A 16,486-nucleotide genomic window follows, 5' to 3' on the forward strand; every position below is an offset into this window, starting at 1 on the left:
AAGTCATACAGAATAACATATTCTATATCAGTATTTTTTGTAATATTTGACTGAAGTGCTGGTTAGAATGTCCTATCAGATAATCAAAGAAATTAACAGTTTTAAACTAATATCGTAAAATAACTTTTTAAGAATAAATGATGAAAAGATTTTTTACGTTATTATTGGTTTTGACACAAGGAATAGTATTCTCACAGGAAGATGCCTGGGTGTATTTTAAAGATAAACCGGATTCCCAACATTTTTTAAACAATCCTTTGTTGATGTTATCGCAAAGAGCGTTAAACAGAAGAATAGCGCAGAATATAGCCCTTGAAGATCGTGATGTTCCGGTTTACCAACCCTATGTAAAACAAATTACGGACAGAATTGGGATTACTGTAATGGCAAAATCCAAATGGCTGAATGCATTACACATCAGAGGTGCTGAAATGAGTATTAAAGAATTGAGCCAGTTAACATGTGTTGAACGTATTGATTTTGCAAATAAAAGCTTAAATACAGATGGTGGAATTGTATCCGCTCACAAAGACAATAATAAAGCGGTATTTACTAAATTAGCAGCCGTACAATCCGATTTTCAGAGTCAGGAATTAACAGATACTCAAATACAAATGTTAAACGGACATTTGTTGCATCAGGAAGGATATACAGGTAATGGAAAAATGATTGCAGTTACTGATTCCGGATTTGTTGGTGTTGATACCGATGACCCGTTTAAAAGGATACGGGATAACAATAAAATTAAAGGGAGTTATAACTTTGTGACCCGAAGTGAAAATGTTTATGGAGTATCCGATCATGGAACAATGGTGTTGTCTACAATGGCTGCCCATATAGAAAATAGATTTAACGGTACTGCTCCGGATGCGTCTTACTATTTGTTTACTACAGAAATTAAAGATGTTAAAAATCCGATTGAAGAAAGTCTTTGGGTAGAAGCTGCTGAAAAATCCGATAGTTTAGGAGTCGATATAATTAATGCTTCTCTGGGACATTATAAATTTGATAATCCGGCTTATGATTATACCGATCAGAATATGGATGGTAAAACGACCTTTATTTCACGTGGTGCGGAGATGGCAACCAAAACAGGAATGATTGTAGTCGCATCTGCGGGAGATTTAGGAAATTCAGAATGGAAATTTATCACAGCTCCGGCTGATGTTGCCGGTGTATTGTCTGTTGGAGCCGTTAATTCGATAAAACAAAGGTTGAATTTTAGCTCGTATGGACCAACTTCAGACGGAAGATTAAAACCGGATGTAATGGCATTGGGCTTTGGAGTTCAGGTAATAAACGGTACTGAAGCTACAGATAGTAAAAACGGCACTTCTTTTTCAGCTCCGACTGTGGCTGGTTTGATCGCTTGTTTATGGCAAGCATTACCCGGCAAAACAAATAAAGAGATTGTTGCGCTTGTAAAAGAGTCGGCAGATCGTTATCAGAATCCGAATAATTTTTATGGATATGGTATTCCGGATTTTTATAAAGCTATAGAGGAACAAGTACTGGCAACCCATACGTATACGCTAAACGAATTTAAATTATATCCGAATCCTACTGATGCTCTAATTACGATTAGAACGTCGGGAAATAAGAATACTGTTTTCCTGTTATATAATAATGTGGGACAGGAAATAATTCGACAACAGCTCACCGGATTAGAAGAAACAACAGTTTCAATGGAAAATCTGGAATCAGGACTTTATCTGTATACGATTGTTTCTGATGAAAGAACTTTTTCCGGTAAGATTATTAAAAAATAAAACGAACCAGAATATTTAGAAAATAATACTACAATAGAATGAACAGAATAACAGAACTTTTTAATATCCAGTATCCGATTGTTCAAGGTGGAATGATCTGGAACAGCGGATATAAATTAGCCAGTGCCGTTAGTAATGCCGGCGGACTTGGATTAATCGGAGCCGGATCAATGTATCCTGAAGTATTGCGGGAACACATTCAGAAATGTAAAAAAGCAACTGATAAACCTTTTGGTGTAAATGTTCCGATGCTATATCCGAACATTGAAGAGATTATGGATATAATCGTAGCGGAAGGTGTAAAAATTGTTTTTACGTCAGCCGGAAATCCGAAAACCTGGACCGCTTTTTTAAAAGAAAAAGGAATTACGGTGGTTCACGTTGTGAGTAGCTCCAAATTTGCTTTAAAGGCACAGGAAGCAGGTGTTGATGCTATTGTAGCAGAAGGCTTTGAAGCCGGAGGTCATAACGGTAGAGAAGAAACGACGACCCTAACATTGATTCCGATGGTTAGAGAGCAAATTACGATTCCGTTAATCGCTGCCGGTGGAATTGCTACCGGAAGAGGAATGCTGGCTGCTATGGTTTTAGGAGCGGATGGTGTACAAATGGGATCTCGTTTTGCAGCATCGGAAGAAAGTTCTTCTCACGATAACTTTAAACAGACAATACTAAAAGTAAAAGAAGGGGATACCCAATTAACATTAAAAGAACTGGCACCGGTTCGATTAATTAAAAATAAATTTTACGAAGAAGTACAGACTTTATATACGCAATGTCCTACTCCGGAAGAACTAAAAGCATTATTAGGAAGAGCCCGTGCCAAACGAGGTATGTTTGAAGGTGATCTGGAAGACGGTGAACTGGAAATCGGACAAATTGCCGGACTGATTCACGATATAAAACCGGTTTCGGAAATTGTCACCAATGTGATAGAAGAGTTTGAAGCAGTAAAAAAACAAGTTGCAACATTATAAAAAAAACGGCTTCATTGAAGCCGTTTTTTTATGTTATTCTGCCATCTTTCGCAGTTGATTTTTATCTTTCAGACTTATTTTTTTTCCGGTTAAGGTAATCAGACCACTCTTATTAAAATCGGATAATAATCGAATGCAACTTTCGGTTGCCGTACCGATAATACTACTCAATTCTTCACGGGATAGTTGAATTTTTAATGTTTCGTCGGGATTAACGCCAAAGGTATCGTGAAGATATAATAAAGTTTCAGCTAAACGCTCTTTAACGCTTTTCTGTGCCATCGAAACCATATGATCATCAGCTTCTTTTAAATCACCGCAAATCGTTTTCATAACATTCATTGAAAACTGATTGTTATTGTTGAAAAAAGCAAGAATTTCACTTTTCGGAATAAAACAAACCTGCATATCTTCCAAAGCAATAGCACTTAAGTTAGCCGGTTCGTCACTAATCATCGAACGCTGACCTAAAAGTTCTCCGGGTTTTACCAGTTTTACAATCTGATCTTTACCGTTTTGGCTCAGTTTGGATAATTTACAAACACCATCTTTTACGCAATAAATACCATTGGTAATTTCGCCTTCCTCAAAAATAGGTTCTCCTTTTTTAATGGTGTATGAAGTCTTACAACCAGCAATCTTAAGCAATTCCTCTTTATTCAAGGCCTTAAGAGAGCTGAATTCTCTAACGATACATTGTTCACATTTACCCATATAACGATCCTTAACAATCCAATACAAATATACCAAAAGTATGACAAATATCATATTTTATCTATAGGCGAATTCCAACCTTTGTCAAAGGTAAAATGAGCAAATTATGAATACGCAAAATTGTTTCCATTGTGGTAACGATATTGTAAAAACAGAAGAAATCCTTTTTGAAGAGAAGTCATTCTGCTGTCTGGGTTGTAAAACGGTATATGAAATTTTCAGCCAAAATGACCTGACCTGTTATTACGATTTCGAAAAAGCACCGGGTGCAACACCACAGGAAGTACTCGGAAAATATGATTTTCTGGATAAGCAGGAAATCATTTCTAAACTATTGGAATTTGAAGAAGAAAACATTCACATTGTTTCCCTTTATATTCCCCATATACATTGCAGTTCCTGTATCTGGATATTGGAAAACCTGCAAAAATTGCAAAAAGGAATTAGTTTATCACAAGTAAACTTTTCCCGGAAAAAAGTACGGATCACCTATGATCCGCAAATCACAAATCTGAAATCGATTGTATTGCTTCTCAATTCAATCGGATATGAACCGTATATAAGCCTTGAAAATTATGAAGGGATCAGGAAAACCGTCGACAGGAGTTTAATTTACAAAATTGGGGTAGCGTTTTTTTGTTTTGGAAATATAATGCTCCTGTCTTTTCCTGAATATTTTGAGGTCGGAGAATATTGGATTGATCAATATAAAGATTTTTTCCGTTGGTTGATTTTTGCCCTTTCACTTCCCGCATTTTTCTACTCCGGATGGGGCTATTATGTGTCAGCCTGGAAAAGTATTCAATCTAAAATGTTAAGCATTGATATCCCGATTGCATTGGGGATTATCGTAATGTTTGTCAGAAGTACTGTTGATATCGTTTTTGATTACGGACAAGGCTTTTTCGACAGTATGTGTGGTTTGATCTTCTTTATGCTGCTTGGTAAACTCTTCCAACAAAAAACGTATAACTTTTTATCATTCGAACGTGACTATAAATCTTATTTTCCTATTGCTGTTACCAAAATTAACAAAGATGGAAAAGAAGAAGCGACGCAGGTTTATGACGTTGGAAAAGGAGATCGTCTATTAATTCGCAATCAGGAATTAATACCGGTCGATGGGATACTGATTTCCGAAAACGCCTATATCGACTACAGTTTTGTAACCGGAGAAGAAGTGCCGATTGCTAAGAAATCGGGAGATAAAATCTTTGCCGGCGGAAAACAAATCGGTAAAGTAATCGAAATGGAGGTATTACAGACCGTTTCACAAAGTTACCTGACGCAATTATGGAGTAATGAGGTTTTCCAGAAAAAAACGGATTTAAAGTACAAAACCATTACTGATTCGGTCAGTCGTTATTTTACTCCGGCTTTATTACTACTAGCTTTTGTCTCCTTTGGTTACTGGATCTTTATTGATACCAATACGGCTTTTAATGTATTTACAGCAATATTAATTGTAGCCTGTCCGTGTGCATTGGCACTTACAGCTCCTTTTACATTGGGAAATGTACTTCGGATTATGGGCAATCGAAAATTATACCTGAAAAATGCAACGGTAATCGAACAAATGGCTAAGGTCGATACGATTGTATTCGACAAAACAGGAACGATTACATCCAATAAAAAATCGGCGATTGCTTATGAAGGAACACCGCTTCGGGAAAAGGAAATTGATAAACTGAAAAATGTTTTACGCGCTTCCAATCACCCGTTAAGCAGAAGGTTATATGATTTTCTACCGGCAACGGAAACTTTGGAAGTCCGGGAGTTTGAAGAAATAACCGGAAAAGGAATTCGTGCTATAATAGGACAACAGGAAATTCGTCTCGGATCGGCTACATTTATTAATCTGACTGAATTGAAAAAATCAGAACAAACAAGTGTATATGTCAGCATTGACGGGATTTACAAAGGAAAATTTTCATTCGACAATCAGTATCGTGACGGTTTGCAACAGTTATTCAAACGTTTGGGACGTAACTATAAGTTGACGGTTCTTTCGGGTGATAATGAAGGAGAAAAAGAAAACCTGACAAAATTGCTGCCACCGGGAACAACACTGGTCTTTAATCAGAAACCGGAACAAAAACTGACTTATATCCGAACATTGCAGGAGCAGGGTAATAATGTAATGATGATCGGTGACGGATTGAATGATGCAGGAGCATTGGTGCAAAGTAATGTCGGAATTTCAATTTCAGAAAATGTAAATGTCTTTTCTCCGGCTTGCGACGGAATACTGGATGCCGGTCAGTTTTCAAAAATCAGTTATTTTCTGAATTACGCTCACAATGCCATGAAAACGATTATGATGAGTTTCGGATTGTCGCTCCTTTATAATGTAGTAGGGCTGAGTTTTGCAGTTTCCGGCAATCTTTCGCCACTTGTAGCCGCTATTATTATGCCGTTAAGCACGATCACGATTGTCAGCTTTGTAACGGTTATGAGTAATCTCTACGCCCGAAAAGATTTTAAAAGATAATTTTTGTTTTAAATCATTGTTTTACAGTATTTTAAAATATTGAAATATATTCCGATACATGATAAATGTCATGTTTTTTAAGGAATGGCTAAAGTAATTTTGTTTAACACAATTTTAAGGTATGAGTGTCATTTACATTTTAATCTCCATCAGTATTGTTGTTGCTGCACTATTTCTGTATGTCTTTATAAAAGCAGTCAGAAGTGGCCAGTTTGACGATGATTATACACCATCGGTCCGAATGCTTTTCGATGATGAGCTTCAAAAGAACAACAAGAATAAATCAGAAACAAAAACAGAAAAACAAAACTAATTATGGAAGTGCAACAATTTTATTACGACAACAAAATTGTAAAGAAATTCCTCTACGCTTCAATCGTTTTTGGGGTAGTGGGAATGCTCGTCGGGCTCCTTGTAGCTACGATGTACCTATTTCCGAATTTAACCGATGGTATTTCCTGGTTAAGTTACGGACGTTTAAGACCGTTACATACAAACGCAGTTATTTTCGCCTTTGTTGGTAATGCCATCTTTGCCGGGGTTTATTATTCTTTACAGCGATTATTGAAAACCAGAATGTACAGTGATGTATTAAGTAACATCAACTTCTGGGGTTGGCAATTAATTATCGTTGCGGCTGCCATAAGTTTACCGTTAGGATATACAACTTCTAAAGAATATGCAGAGCTGGAATGGCCCATAGATATTGCCATTGCAATTATTTGGGTAGTATTTGGTATTAATATGATAATGACCATTTTGCGAAGAAGGGAGCGCCATTTATATGTCGCAATCTGGTTTTATCTGGCAACATTTGTGACCGTTGCAGTGCTGCATATCTTTAATAGTTTGGAATTACCGGTTAGTGCAATGAAAAGTTATTCGGTATACGCCGGAGTTCAGGATGCACTGGTACAATGGTGGTACGGACATAATGCGGTGGCTTTCTTCCTGACTACACCGTTCCTGGGACTAATGTATTACTTCGTTCCGAAAGCGGCCAACCGTCCGGTTTATTCCTACCGATTATCGATTATTCACTTTTGGTCACTGATCTTCCTTTATATCTGGGCAGGTCCACACCACTTATTATATACGGCTTTACCCGATTGGGCACAAAACTTAGGAGTAGTTTTCTCCGTAATGCTGATTGCTCCTTCATGGGGTGGTATGATTAACGGATTGCTAACCTTACGAGGTGTTTGGGATAAAGTAAGAACAGAACCGGTTTTAAAATTCTTCGTTGTAGCCATTACCGGTTATGGTATGGCCACTTTTGAAGGTCCGATGTTATCGCTTAAAAATGTAAATGCAATCGCTCACTTTACTGATTGGATCGTAGCACACGTTCACGTTGGAGCTCTGGCATGGAATGGTTTTATGACCTTCGGTATGATCTATTGGTTGATCCCGCGAATGACCAAAACAAAGTTATATTCAACTAAACTGGCCAATTTCCATTTCTGGATCGGAACTTTAGGTATCATTTTATATGCCTTACCGTTATATGTAGCCGGGTTTGTTCAGGCGCAAATGTGGAAACAGTTTAATCCGGACGGTTCATTGGTATACGGTAACTTCCTGGAAACTGTAAAAGAAATTATGCCGATGTATGCCATGAGAGCAATCGGAGGAACATTGTTTGTAATCGGTTTATTTGTATTGGTTTATAACATCATAATGACAGTTAAAGTAGGTCAGAAAATTGAAGATGAATTGGCTGAAGCTCCGGAACTGCAAAGAATATCAAGCGGACGTTTAAAAGGTGAAAAATTCCACGGATGGTTGGAAAGAAAACCGATCCAGTTAACCGTTCTCGCTACGATTGCCATTCTGATAGGAGGTATTGTGCAGATTATTCCAACGTTGGTTGTAAAATCCAATATACCGACAATTACAAGTGTAAAACCGTATACACCATTGGAATTAGAAGGACGTGATTTATATATCCGTGAAGGATGTGTGGGATGTCACTCGCAAATGGTTCGTCCGTTCCGATCTGAAGTAGAACGCTACGGAGAATACTCTAAATCCGGAGAATATGTATACGATCACCCGTTCCTTTGGGGATCAAAAAGAACCGGACCGGACTTAATGCGTGTAGGTGGAAAATATTCAGATAACTGGCATTTTAACCATATGTGGGATCCGCAAAGTACTTCAGCCGGATCAATCATGCCGGGGTATAAATGGTTATTCGATAATAAACCGATGGATTATTCGAAAACAGAAGATAAAATGAGAGCGATGGTAAAATTAGGAGTACCGTACAGCGATCAGGAAATTATCGATGCACAACAAAGTATTAAAGATCAGGCTCAAAAAATCGAAAAGAATTTACATGCCGATCCGGACTTTGTAAAAAGTTATGAAGAAAGCAAAAAGAATGCTGCGGCAAAAGGTGAAACTTTCGTACCGATGCAGGATCGCGAAATTGTAGCATTGATTGCTTATCTACAACGCCTGGGAACCGATATTAAAGTAAAAGACGTAGCGGAAAATAAAAACTAATTTGTTATGCTAAAGTTCATCAAACACAATATGGATACCATTTCAGGAATTGAAATCTATCCGATTATCTCACTGCTTATTTTCTTCCTGTTTTTTGTAGGACTCTACTTTTGGGTATTTACATACAAAAAAGAGAAAATCACAGAAATGAGTAATATCCCTTTTGAGGATCAGGACATGGCCAACAATCAATAATTGTAAAAAGTATGAAAAAGTATTTTCCAGTATATGTTAGAATTCCGGTTTTATTCGCCCTTTTCTTTATGGCGATGGAATTCTTTATCGACTCCGGCGACAGACCCGCTTTTATCAAGTTTCCTATCGTATCACTGATTTTATTGTTGTTCCTGTTTGTACTGATCGCAATGGAAATCGTTTTAAAAGCAACGAACAATGTTCTGGATGCGCTGTTAACAGAAGAACAACGTAAACAGAAAGAAATAGAAGAGAACCTTCCGCTGGCAGAAACACCGTTTGTAAAAGGGTTACTTCAAAAACTGACCCGTTCCCGTAAAATTGAAGAAGAAGGGGAACTGATGATGGATCACGATTATGACGGAATTAAAGAATTGGACAATGTATTACCGCCTTGGTGGGTTTATCTTTTCTACGCTTGTATTGCCTTCGCTTTTATTTATCTGGTAAAATTCCATATTCTGGGTTATGACGATCAGACTACGGAATTTGAAAAAGAAATGGCTGAAGCCAAAATTGCAGTGGAAGAATACAAAAAAACGGCTCCGGATTTAATGGATAAAGAAAAAGTAACATTGTTAACCGATGCTACATCATTAGCCGCCGGTAAAGCCATCTTTGAAACTAACTGTATTGCATGTCACCGAAATGACGGCGGTGGTGGTATCGGACCGAACTTAACGGATGATCACTGGATATTAGGCGGTGGTATTAAAAATGTATTCAATACCATCATGGAAGGTGGTCGTGACGGAAAAGGAATGGTATCCTGGAAAGCGATTATCAAACCGTCTGACATTCAGAAAGTGGCCAGTTATGTGTTAAGCTTACAAGGTTCAAATCCAAAAGAAGGAAAAGCTCCGGAAGGAGATGTATGGAAAGATGACAGTGCTCCGGCAACGGAAGCAGCTAAACCGGCAGATAGTCTTAAAACTGCTGCTGTAACCTTAAATTAAACAATGTCTCAGGGTTCATAACCCTGAGGCTAAATCAAAAATATCATGTCTGATTTACCCGATGAAAGTTTTAGAGATAGTATCGGAACTATCGATAAAGAAGGGAAAAGAGCCTGGGTCTTTCCGAAGATTCCAAAAGGGAAATTTTATGATAAAAGAAAGCTGGTCAGCTATTTTCTGTTAGCCTTCTTATTTTCAGCTCCTTTTATTAAAATTAACGGGAATCAATTCCTGTTGTTCAATGTGCTGGATCGGAAGTTTAATTTTTTCGGATTCCCGTTCTGGCCACAGGATTTTCACCTGGTAGTGATTTCCATGATTGTAGGTGTTGTATTTGTTACGCTCTTTACAGTTGCTTTCGGACGTATTTTCTGCGGATGGATTTGCCCGCAAACGATTTTTATGGAAATGGTTTTCAGAAGAATCGAATTCTGGATCGACGGTGATCGCGGCGCACAAATGCGATTGGCGAAACAGGAATGGAATGCCGAAAAAATTAGAAAACGCCTGCTAAAATGGGTAGTATTCTTTATCATGTCGTTCTTAATTGCTAATGTATTTCTGGCGTATCTGGTTGGAAGTGATCACGTACTGGAAATGGTAAAGCAAGGACCGTTTCACAATACAAATACTTTGTTAGCCTTATTAATTTTTACAGCGGTATTCTATTTTGTATTTGCCTGGCTTAGAGAACAAGTATGTATTATCGCTTGTCCTTACGGAAGATTACAAGGTGTTCTGCTGGATAACAAATCAATTGTTGTGGCCTATGACCATGTTCGGGGAGAAGGCGAAAGCGGTAGAGCCAGGTTTCGTAAAAACGAAGATCGTACACAATTGGGAAAAGGCGATTGTATCGACTGTAAACAATGTGTAAATGTATGTCCTACAGGAATTGATATCCGAAACGGAACACAATTGGAATGTATCAATTGTACGGCTTGTATCGACGAATGTGATCATATGATGGAAAGCGTAAACTTACCGAAAGGTCTGATTCGATACGCTTCTGAAGATGAAATTGTAAAAAAAGAAAAATTCGTTTTCACAGCCCGAATGAAAGGTTATGTAGCGGTATTAGTCATACTGACCGGAGTTTTTGTCGGAATGTTATTTCTGAGAAACGATGTGGAAGCTACCGTTTTACGATTACCGGGACAATTATACGAACGAAAAGGAGAAAATATCAGTAATGTATTTACTTATAAAATAGTGAACAAGACAGTTAAAGATTTTGATAAGGTACATTTTAAACTGGTTGATCCAAAAGGAAAAATCATTGTAGTTGGAAAACCGCAATTTCAAATCAAAAAAGAAGGATTGGCACAAGGAACGATGTTTATTGAAATCCATCCGGCTTTTCTGAAAGGAGATAAAACAAAAATAACGATTGAAGTCTTTGACGGAGACAATTTGATTGAAACAACAACAACTAATTTTTTAGGACCGAGAAGTTTTAATTAAAATCGTTGCTAACCATTAAAAAAAACGCACCATGAAAGTAAATTGGGGAACCAGTATCGTAATCGCTTTCGCCTTGTTCATGACTTTTATCCTGTATTTTGTTTTTAAAGTACAATCGGATAAAAACTATGATCACGAAATGGTTACAGAAGAATATTATAAAAAAGAAATGAGCTTTCAACAACAGCTCGATAAAGAACAGAATGCGGCCGGTTTAACTGAAAAAGTAACCGTGTCCACAGCACCCGAAGGTATTATAATTACTTTTCCCGAAAGTTTTAATAAAGCCAATATAAAAGGAAAAGTGTCCCTGTACAGACCGTCTAACCAGAAACTGGATTTCGAAGTTCCGATCTCGTTATCCGCTTCAAATTTGCTCATACCTAAAACAAATTTGGTTGACGGTCGCTGGGACATATCCATCGATTGGGAATATGAAGGAAAAGCCTATTTAAACAAGCTAGTAGTCAATTTGTAATTTTTGGTTTGTAGTCAGAAGATTTTTTATAGTTTTTTGGTTGTCTTCTGGCTACAAACTAAATTAATCATTAGCAATTATGTTACTGTCTGCTTTTATATTCGGTTTGGTTAGTAGTCTGCATTGTATCGGAATGTGCGGACCCATTGCCATGATGTTGCCGGTTGACCGAAATAATCCGGCTAAAAAAGTAATCCAGATCCTGTTGTATCATAGTGGTCGTTTAACGGCTTATGCTTCATTAGGACTGGTTTTTGGTATTTTAGGTAAAGGGTTGTATTTGGCCGGTTTACAACAACAAATGTCCATTATTGCCGGTATTCTGATGATCGCAATTGTCTTGATTCCGGAAAAAATACTCGCCCGTTATAATTTTTCAAAACCGGTTTACCGCATCATTTCAAAAGTAAAAAGTAGCCTTGGTCAGCAGTTTAAAAAGAAAAGCTATAAAGCGCTTTTTACAATAGGTCTTTTAAACGGATTTCTGCCATGCGGACTCGTTTATGCGGCGCTCTTCGGTGCTATAGCCATGCAAAACGAAACATTAGGAGTAGTCTATATGGTATTATACGGACTGGGAACGATCCCGATGATGAGCATGGTTGTTTATTTTTCCAATTGGATTAGCTTGCCTATTCGCAATAAAATAGGAAAAGTGATTCCTTATGTAGCGGTATGCATCGGGATGCTCTTTATATTAAGAGGTCTCGGATTAGGAATTCCGTATATCTCTCCGGGTAATATGAGTTTATTCGTAAGAGGGGAAGCACATTGCGGTTAAAGAACCAAAGCCTCGCGAACCTGTTGTCGTAACTCCGGAATAATTTCTTCTTCAAACCAGGGATTCTTTTTTTGCCAGATGCGATTGCGCGGCGATGGATGAACCAACGGAAAATAATCGGGTAAAAATTCCTTATAATGCAATACATTTTCGGTTAGTGTCCGATAAGAATTACTTCTCAAATAATAGGATTGTGCATAAAATCCGATCAATAAAATCAACTTTATATTCGTAAGTTCAGTCAAAATCTGCGGATGCCATGTCGGAGCACATTCCGGTCTCGGAGGTAAATCACCCGATTTGCCGGTTCCCGGAAAACAAAATCCCATAGGGACAATACCAAATAGGGAAGGATCATAAAACTGATACCGATCTACATCAAGCCATCTTCGTAGCTCTTCTCCGCTGGCATCATTCCACGGAATACCGCTATCATGCGCCTTTCGACCCGGAGCCTGTCCGACAATTAGAATTCGGGATGAATTACTAAAAGCGAGTATCGGTTTGGGAGGATAGGGAAGTGAAGCTTGACATAAAGTACAGGCATTTATTTGGTTTAACAATAAATCCATAAGAATGACGAATTAGTCTGAAATACCGGATTAAAAGATAAAAATAACATTTCCGGAAGTATCTTCTACTATACCGAAATATATTTTTGGCACAAAAAAATATAGGCCGTTATTAATAACAGCCTATATAGGGGGAGAAAATAACGATATTGTCCTTTTGAAAGAGATTTACATAAATTATATCGTCATTGAAAAGAGTTGTGTTTGTGGTGCTTTTCGTTTTAAACGCAAGTCAAAGGCCATACAGATATTACGAACAAAAGGCTTTCCTTTTTCTGTTATTCGGATGCCTTTTTCTGAAATATGAAGCAATCCGTCGTTTTCCATTTCCTGTAGTTGAATAATAATATTCTCTTTTTCCGGGAATGGAACTGTTGTATCCCAATCGGTCTGAAACTGACACATCAGATTTAGAATATGACGGCGAATAATCAGGTCTTCCGGAGTCAATATATGGCCTTTAAAAACAGGTAGTTCCTCTTTATCCAATCGGGCATAATAATCCTCCAGTGTTTTTTCATTCTGAGCAAAAGCATACCAGCTATCACTAATAGAAGAGACACCCAAACCAATCATTAGTTGGGTTTGGGAAGAAGTATACCCCATAAAATTACGATGTAACTTCCCTTTTTGAAAAGCCTCATACATACTGTCGTTTTCAACAGCAAAATGATCCATACCGATTTCATGAAATCCGTTTTTCTCTAGAATCATTTTACCCACTTCATAAAGCTGTCTTTTATTGCGATCTTTCGGAACGTCTTCATCCTTAAAACCGCGTTGCCCGTTTCCTTTTATCCACGGAACATGCGCATAACTGTAAAAAGCCAGTCGGTGCGGAGCCAGTGATTTTGTTTTTTCGATAGTATCAATTACATCTTCAAGCTTCTGAAACGGAAGTCCGAATACTAAATCATGTGAAATTGAAGTATAACCGATTTCTTTAGCCCAAAAAGTTACCTTAGCAACATTATGGAAAGGTTGCTCGCGGTGAATCGCCTTCTGAACTTCCGGGCTATAATCCTGAACACCGAAACTAACCCGGCGAAAACCCAAATTATAAAGCGTAACCAGATGAGCATGGGTGGTATTATTAGGATGACCTTCAAAACTGAATTCATAATTGTCGGCACGTTTCGCCCGACTAAAAATACCGTTAATCAGCATTTCGAGATTTTCCGGTGAAAAAAAAGTAGGTGTACCGCCGCCTAAATGGATTTCCCGTATATTGGGCGTTTCCGGAAAAGAATCACAATACAGAAACCATTCTTTCAGTACGGCCTTAATATAAGGATGCTCAACATCATGACGCTTGGTAATACGTTTATGACATCCGCAAAAAGTACAGAGACTTTCACAAAACGGCAAATGAATATACAAACTGATTCCTTCAGCAGTGTTACTTTCGTTAAAAGAACGAATATAGGTATCGCGCCATGCAGCAGCAGAAAAAAGCGAATCGTCCCAATACGGAACAGTGGGATAGCTGGTATAGCGCGGCCCGGGAACATTGTATTTTTGTACTAATGAAATTGTCATAACCTAAAACTAATTTTCAACAAACAAAATTAAATGACGTTAACGGACTAAAAAATGATATTTATCATGCCGAAAACCGATGGACGGGAATCCGGACATTTTTTGTATTTTTAGGCCATTAAAAGAAAGACTATGAAACTGAACATTTTTAAATTGTTATTTTGTGTATTGTTTTTTTCTGCATGTCAGTCACAGGTTAAAGAAGGCACACAATTGGTAGATTCGAACGGATTTGAAAAGACAATAACGGAAAATAAAGGACAACTAATTGATGTTCGTACACCGAAAGAATTCCAGTCCGGACACTTGAAAGGTGCAAAAAACCTACATATCTACGAAAAAAACTTTAGTGAAGAAGTAGACAAACTGGATAAAACAAAACCGGTATATGTTTATTGCAAAGCCGGCGGAAGAAGTGCCGAAGCGGTTGAAATTTTACAGCAAAAAGGATTTAAAAAAATTGTAGAACTGGATGGCGGTATCGATGCCTGGAATGACAATAAAAAACCGGTTGAAAAATAAAAACGAAAACTAAATGACAAACCTGGATTATATATTGATCTTTTTATGTTTGCTGACATTAGGTTTAGCATCGTATCTGATGTATCGCTTGCGTTGGCTTGAAAAAGAAAAAAAATATATGCAGGTGAAATATGTCGATTTCGAAGAACGATTCAACCATCTGCAACTGGAAACACTGGAGTCCAAGCTCAATCCGCATTTGTTTAAAAATATATTGAATTCCATTCAATCACATGCTTATCAAACGTATTTTGCTATGGACAAGCTGTCGAATGTATTGGACTATATATTATATGAAAGCCGAAAACGTTTTGTAAGTCCGAAAGAAGAAATCGAGTTTGCTTTAAATCTGATTGAAATCAACAAAATTAAAATCAGTCCGCTTTTTGCGCTGACGATCAAAAAGAAAATCGACGAAAATGATAGCCTTTATCAACAACAGTTAATGGCGCCGTTGATTTCAATTGATCTGATCGAAAATGCGTTTAAACATGCCGATTTACAGAGTGCAGATGCCTTTATTACCGTAGTAATTGAGTTCAAAGCACATGTGTTTTCAATGACGGTAACCAATAAAATATCCAGAAAAGGCGCTTTTAAAAAAGAGAACAGCGGACTCGGTTCTGAAACATTGGAACAAAGGCTGAAAATTATTTATAAAAACCATTACAAACTAGACAAATACGTTGACGGAGATGTCTATTTTGCACAATTAAAAATTGATTTACGTGAGTACAAAACTCAAATGCTTGCTTCTTGATGATGAGCTACCGGGATTAACTTACCTGAAAATGCTATGTGAACAAATTCCGGAACTGGAAGTGATCAAAGCATTTAATAATCCGGAAACATTTCTTGCCGAATGTAATGATCATGATTTTGATTTACTGATTTCCGATATTGAAATGCCGGGAATAAACGGATTACAGGTAGCGAATTTACTGGAAGGTAAAGCCATTATTTTTACAACAGCCTATAAAGATTTTGCAGTGGAGGCGTACGACCTCGATGCAATTGATTATGTCGTAAAACCAATTAAAAAAGAACGATTGCAACAAGCCATTCAAAAAGCACTGAAGCGATTTGAAAACAATAAAGTGGTTCGTAAACATTTGCAATTAAATACGGATAAAGGAAAAACGATACTTTCTATTGATCAGATATTTTTTATCAAATCAGCTGAAACGGATAGCCGGGATAAAGTGATCTATTTACAGGATCTGACCAATTTTGTAGCCAAAAACTATTCGTTTGATAAGCTGTTAAAACAATTGCCGGCAGAAGAATTTTGCCGGATCAATAAGAAAGAAGCATTAGCGATTAAGAATATTCAGTTTTATTCGCACGATGAGATTACGGCTAATATTATGATGCCAAACGGGAAGCCGTATAACTTTGGTTTAAGTGAAAGTTATCGCCCGGAATTTGTAGAAAAAGTCAAGCTGTAACTTTCGTTACAAATTTTTTCGGCTTCGTTACAAGAGGCGTTTTTAATATTACGGTTTCGTTTTTTTACA

General features: G+C 37.4%; 16 protein-coding genes. 13 read left to right on the forward strand and 3 right to left on the reverse strand.

What is annotated here, in order from left to right:
• Positions 1–137: 137 nt before the first annotated feature.
• Together NOX80_RS11675 and NOX80_RS11680 are read left to right on the forward strand one after the other, a co-directional pair.
• On the forward strand, positions 138–1,769 hold the full coding sequence (locus NOX80_RS11675) for a S8 family serine peptidase (RefSeq protein WP_256549965.1): 1,632 nt from the start codon (positions 138–140) through the stop codon (positions 1,767–1,769).
• A gap of 38 nt (positions 1,770–1,807) precedes the next feature.
• Positions 1,808–2,746, forward strand: coding sequence for an NAD(P)H-dependent flavin oxidoreductase (locus tag NOX80_RS11680; protein ID WP_256549966.1), 939 nt, complete (start codon positions 1,808–1,810; stop codon positions 2,744–2,746).
• 33 nt (positions 2,747–2,779) lie between these two features.
• Here the strand turns inward: NOX80_RS11680 and NOX80_RS11685 are convergent, their stop codons facing one another.
• Complete coding sequence (locus tag NOX80_RS11685; protein WP_256553007.1) at positions 2,780–3,460, reverse strand: Crp/Fnr family transcriptional regulator; 681 nt, start codon at positions 3,458–3,460, stop codon at positions 2,780–2,782.
• A gap of 106 nt (positions 3,461–3,566) precedes the next feature.
• Here NOX80_RS11685 and NOX80_RS11690 point away from each other — a divergent pair, with 106 nt between their 5' ends.
• The 8 genes from NOX80_RS11690 to NOX80_RS11725 all read left to right on the forward strand — a co-directional run bounded on the left by NOX80_RS11690 (position 3,567) and on the right by NOX80_RS11725 (position 12,336).
• On the forward strand, positions 3,567–5,951 hold the full coding sequence (locus NOX80_RS11690; protein WP_256549967.1) for a heavy metal translocating P-type ATPase: 2,385 nt from the start codon (positions 3,567–3,569) through the stop codon (positions 5,949–5,951).
• 121 nt (positions 5,952–6,072) lie between these two features.
• Positions 6,073–6,264, forward strand: a complete 192-nt coding sequence (gene ccoS / locus NOX80_RS11695) for a cbb3-type cytochrome oxidase assembly protein CcoS (protein ID WP_256549968.1) — start codon at positions 6,073–6,075, stop codon at positions 6,262–6,264.
• Positions 6,265–6,266: 2 nt separating this feature from the next.
• Entirely contained in the window at positions 6,267–8,462 is a 2,196-nt protein-coding gene (gene ccoN / locus NOX80_RS11700) for a cytochrome-c oxidase, cbb3-type subunit I (RefSeq protein ID WP_256549969.1), read from the forward strand.
• Between the two features lie 6 nt (positions 8,463–8,468).
• Positions 8,469–8,657, forward strand: a complete 189-nt coding sequence (locus NOX80_RS11705) for a CcoQ/FixQ family Cbb3-type cytochrome c oxidase assembly chaperone (RefSeq protein WP_256549970.1) — start codon at positions 8,469–8,471, stop codon at positions 8,655–8,657.
• Positions 8,658–8,668: 11 nt separating this feature from the next.
• Complete coding sequence (locus NOX80_RS11710) at positions 8,669–9,613, forward strand: cbb3-type cytochrome c oxidase N-terminal domain-containing protein (protein ID WP_256549971.1); 945 nt, start codon at positions 8,669–8,671, stop codon at positions 9,611–9,613.
• A gap of 45 nt (positions 9,614–9,658) precedes the next feature.
• Positions 9,659–11,077, forward strand: a complete 1,419-nt coding sequence (ccoG, locus tag NOX80_RS11715; RefSeq protein ID WP_256549972.1) for a cytochrome c oxidase accessory protein CcoG — start codon at positions 9,659–9,661, stop codon at positions 11,075–11,077.
• Positions 11,078–11,108: 31 nt separating this feature from the next.
• Positions 11,109–11,555 carry a FixH family protein gene (locus tag NOX80_RS11720; protein WP_256549973.1) on the forward strand — a complete coding sequence of 149 codons (447 nt, stop codon included), beginning with the start codon at positions 11,109–11,111 and terminating at the stop codon, positions 11,553–11,555.
• 79 nt (positions 11,556–11,634) lie between these two features.
• On the forward strand, positions 11,635–12,336 hold the full coding sequence (locus NOX80_RS11725) for a sulfite exporter TauE/SafE family protein (RefSeq protein WP_256549974.1): 702 nt from the start codon (positions 11,635–11,637) through the stop codon (positions 12,334–12,336).
• On the opposite strand, the gene NOX80_RS11730 is transcribed toward NOX80_RS11725, so the two are convergent.
• Both NOX80_RS11730 and hemN read right to left on the reverse strand, forming a co-directional pair.
• Positions 12,333–12,908 carry a uracil-DNA glycosylase family protein gene (locus NOX80_RS11730; protein ID WP_256549975.1) on the reverse strand — a complete coding sequence of 192 codons (576 nt, stop codon included), beginning with the start codon at positions 12,906–12,908 and terminating at the stop codon, positions 12,333–12,335. The two genes, NOX80_RS11725 and NOX80_RS11730, sit on opposite strands and share 4 nt — an antisense overlap.
• Positions 12,909–13,085: 177 nt before the next feature.
• The gene (gene hemN / locus NOX80_RS11735; RefSeq protein WP_256549976.1) at positions 13,086–14,447 is read right to left on the reverse strand and encodes an oxygen-independent coproporphyrinogen III oxidase; all 1,362 of its coding nucleotides are present in this window, start codon (positions 14,445–14,447) and stop codon (positions 13,086–13,088) included.
• A 132-nt stretch (positions 14,448–14,579) separates the two neighbouring features.
• On the opposite strand from hemN, the gene NOX80_RS11740 reads away from it, so the two are divergent.
• The 3 genes from NOX80_RS11740 to NOX80_RS11750 are packed head-to-tail and all read left to right on the forward strand — an operon-like array spanning position 14,580 to position 16,417.
• Positions 14,580–14,969 (forward strand): rhodanese-like domain-containing protein, encoded by a 390-nt coding sequence (locus tag NOX80_RS11740; RefSeq protein WP_256549977.1) that lies wholly within the window; start codon positions 14,580–14,582, stop codon positions 14,967–14,969.
• 13 nt (positions 14,970–14,982) lie between these two features.
• The gene (locus NOX80_RS11745) at positions 14,983–15,729 is read left to right on the forward strand and encodes a histidine kinase (protein ID WP_256549978.1); all 747 of its coding nucleotides are present in this window, start codon (positions 14,983–14,985) and stop codon (positions 15,727–15,729) included.
• On the forward strand, positions 15,698–16,417 hold the full coding sequence (locus tag NOX80_RS11750; protein ID WP_256549979.1) for a LytR/AlgR family response regulator transcription factor: 720 nt from the start codon (positions 15,698–15,700) through the stop codon (positions 16,415–16,417). The genes NOX80_RS11745 and NOX80_RS11750 overlap by 32 nt, the downstream gene beginning before the upstream one ends.
• The last annotated feature ends 69 nt before the right edge of the window (positions 16,418–16,486 follow it).

The organism is Flavobacterium cerinum, from assembly GCF_024496085.1.
Taxonomy (GTDB): domain Bacteria; phylum Bacteroidota; class Bacteroidia; order Flavobacteriales; family Flavobacteriaceae; genus Flavobacterium; species Flavobacterium cerinum_A.

What these genes read in the sequence shown, in the direction of transcription:
- NOX80_RS11675 (WP_256549965.1), top strand. Translation starts at nt 138, where the DNA reads ATGATGAAAAGATTTTTTACGTTATTATTGGTTTTGACACAAGGAATA.
- NOX80_RS11680 (WP_256549966.1), top strand. Translation starts at nt 1,808, where the DNA reads ATGAACAGAATAACAGAACTTTTTAATATCCAGTATCCGATTGTTCAA.
- NOX80_RS11685 (WP_256553007.1), bottom strand. Translation starts at nt 3,460, where the DNA reads ATGGGTAAATGTGAACAATGTATCGTTAGAGAATTCAGCTCTCTTAAG.
- NOX80_RS11690 (WP_256549967.1), top strand. Translation starts at nt 3,567, where the DNA reads ATGAATACGCAAAATTGTTTCCATTGTGGTAACGATATTGTAAAAACA.
- ccoS (WP_256549968.1), top strand. Translation starts at nt 6,073, where the DNA reads ATGAGTGTCATTTACATTTTAATCTCCATCAGTATTGTTGTTGCTGCA.
- ccoN (WP_256549969.1), top strand. Translation starts at nt 6,267, where the DNA reads ATGGAAGTGCAACAATTTTATTACGACAACAAAATTGTAAAGAAATTC.
- NOX80_RS11705 (WP_256549970.1), top strand. Translation starts at nt 8,469, where the DNA reads ATGCTAAAGTTCATCAAACACAATATGGATACCATTTCAGGAATTGAA.
- NOX80_RS11710 (WP_256549971.1), top strand. Translation starts at nt 8,669, where the DNA reads ATGAAAAAGTATTTTCCAGTATATGTTAGAATTCCGGTTTTATTCGCC.
- ccoG (WP_256549972.1), top strand. Translation starts at nt 9,659, where the DNA reads ATGTCTGATTTACCCGATGAAAGTTTTAGAGATAGTATCGGAACTATC.
- NOX80_RS11720 (WP_256549973.1), top strand. Translation starts at nt 11,109, where the DNA reads ATGAAAGTAAATTGGGGAACCAGTATCGTAATCGCTTTCGCCTTGTTC.
- NOX80_RS11725 (WP_256549974.1), top strand. Translation starts at nt 11,635, where the DNA reads ATGTTACTGTCTGCTTTTATATTCGGTTTGGTTAGTAGTCTGCATTGT.
- NOX80_RS11730 (WP_256549975.1), bottom strand. Translation starts at nt 12,908, where the DNA reads ATGGATTTATTGTTAAACCAAATAAATGCCTGTACTTTATGTCAAGCT.
- hemN (WP_256549976.1), bottom strand. Translation starts at nt 14,447, where the DNA reads ATGACAATTTCATTAGTACAAAAATACAATGTTCCCGGGCCGCGCTAT.
- NOX80_RS11740 (WP_256549977.1), top strand. Translation starts at nt 14,580, where the DNA reads ATGAAACTGAACATTTTTAAATTGTTATTTTGTGTATTGTTTTTTTCT.
- NOX80_RS11745 (WP_256549978.1), top strand. Translation starts at nt 14,983, where the DNA reads ATGACAAACCTGGATTATATATTGATCTTTTTATGTTTGCTGACATTA.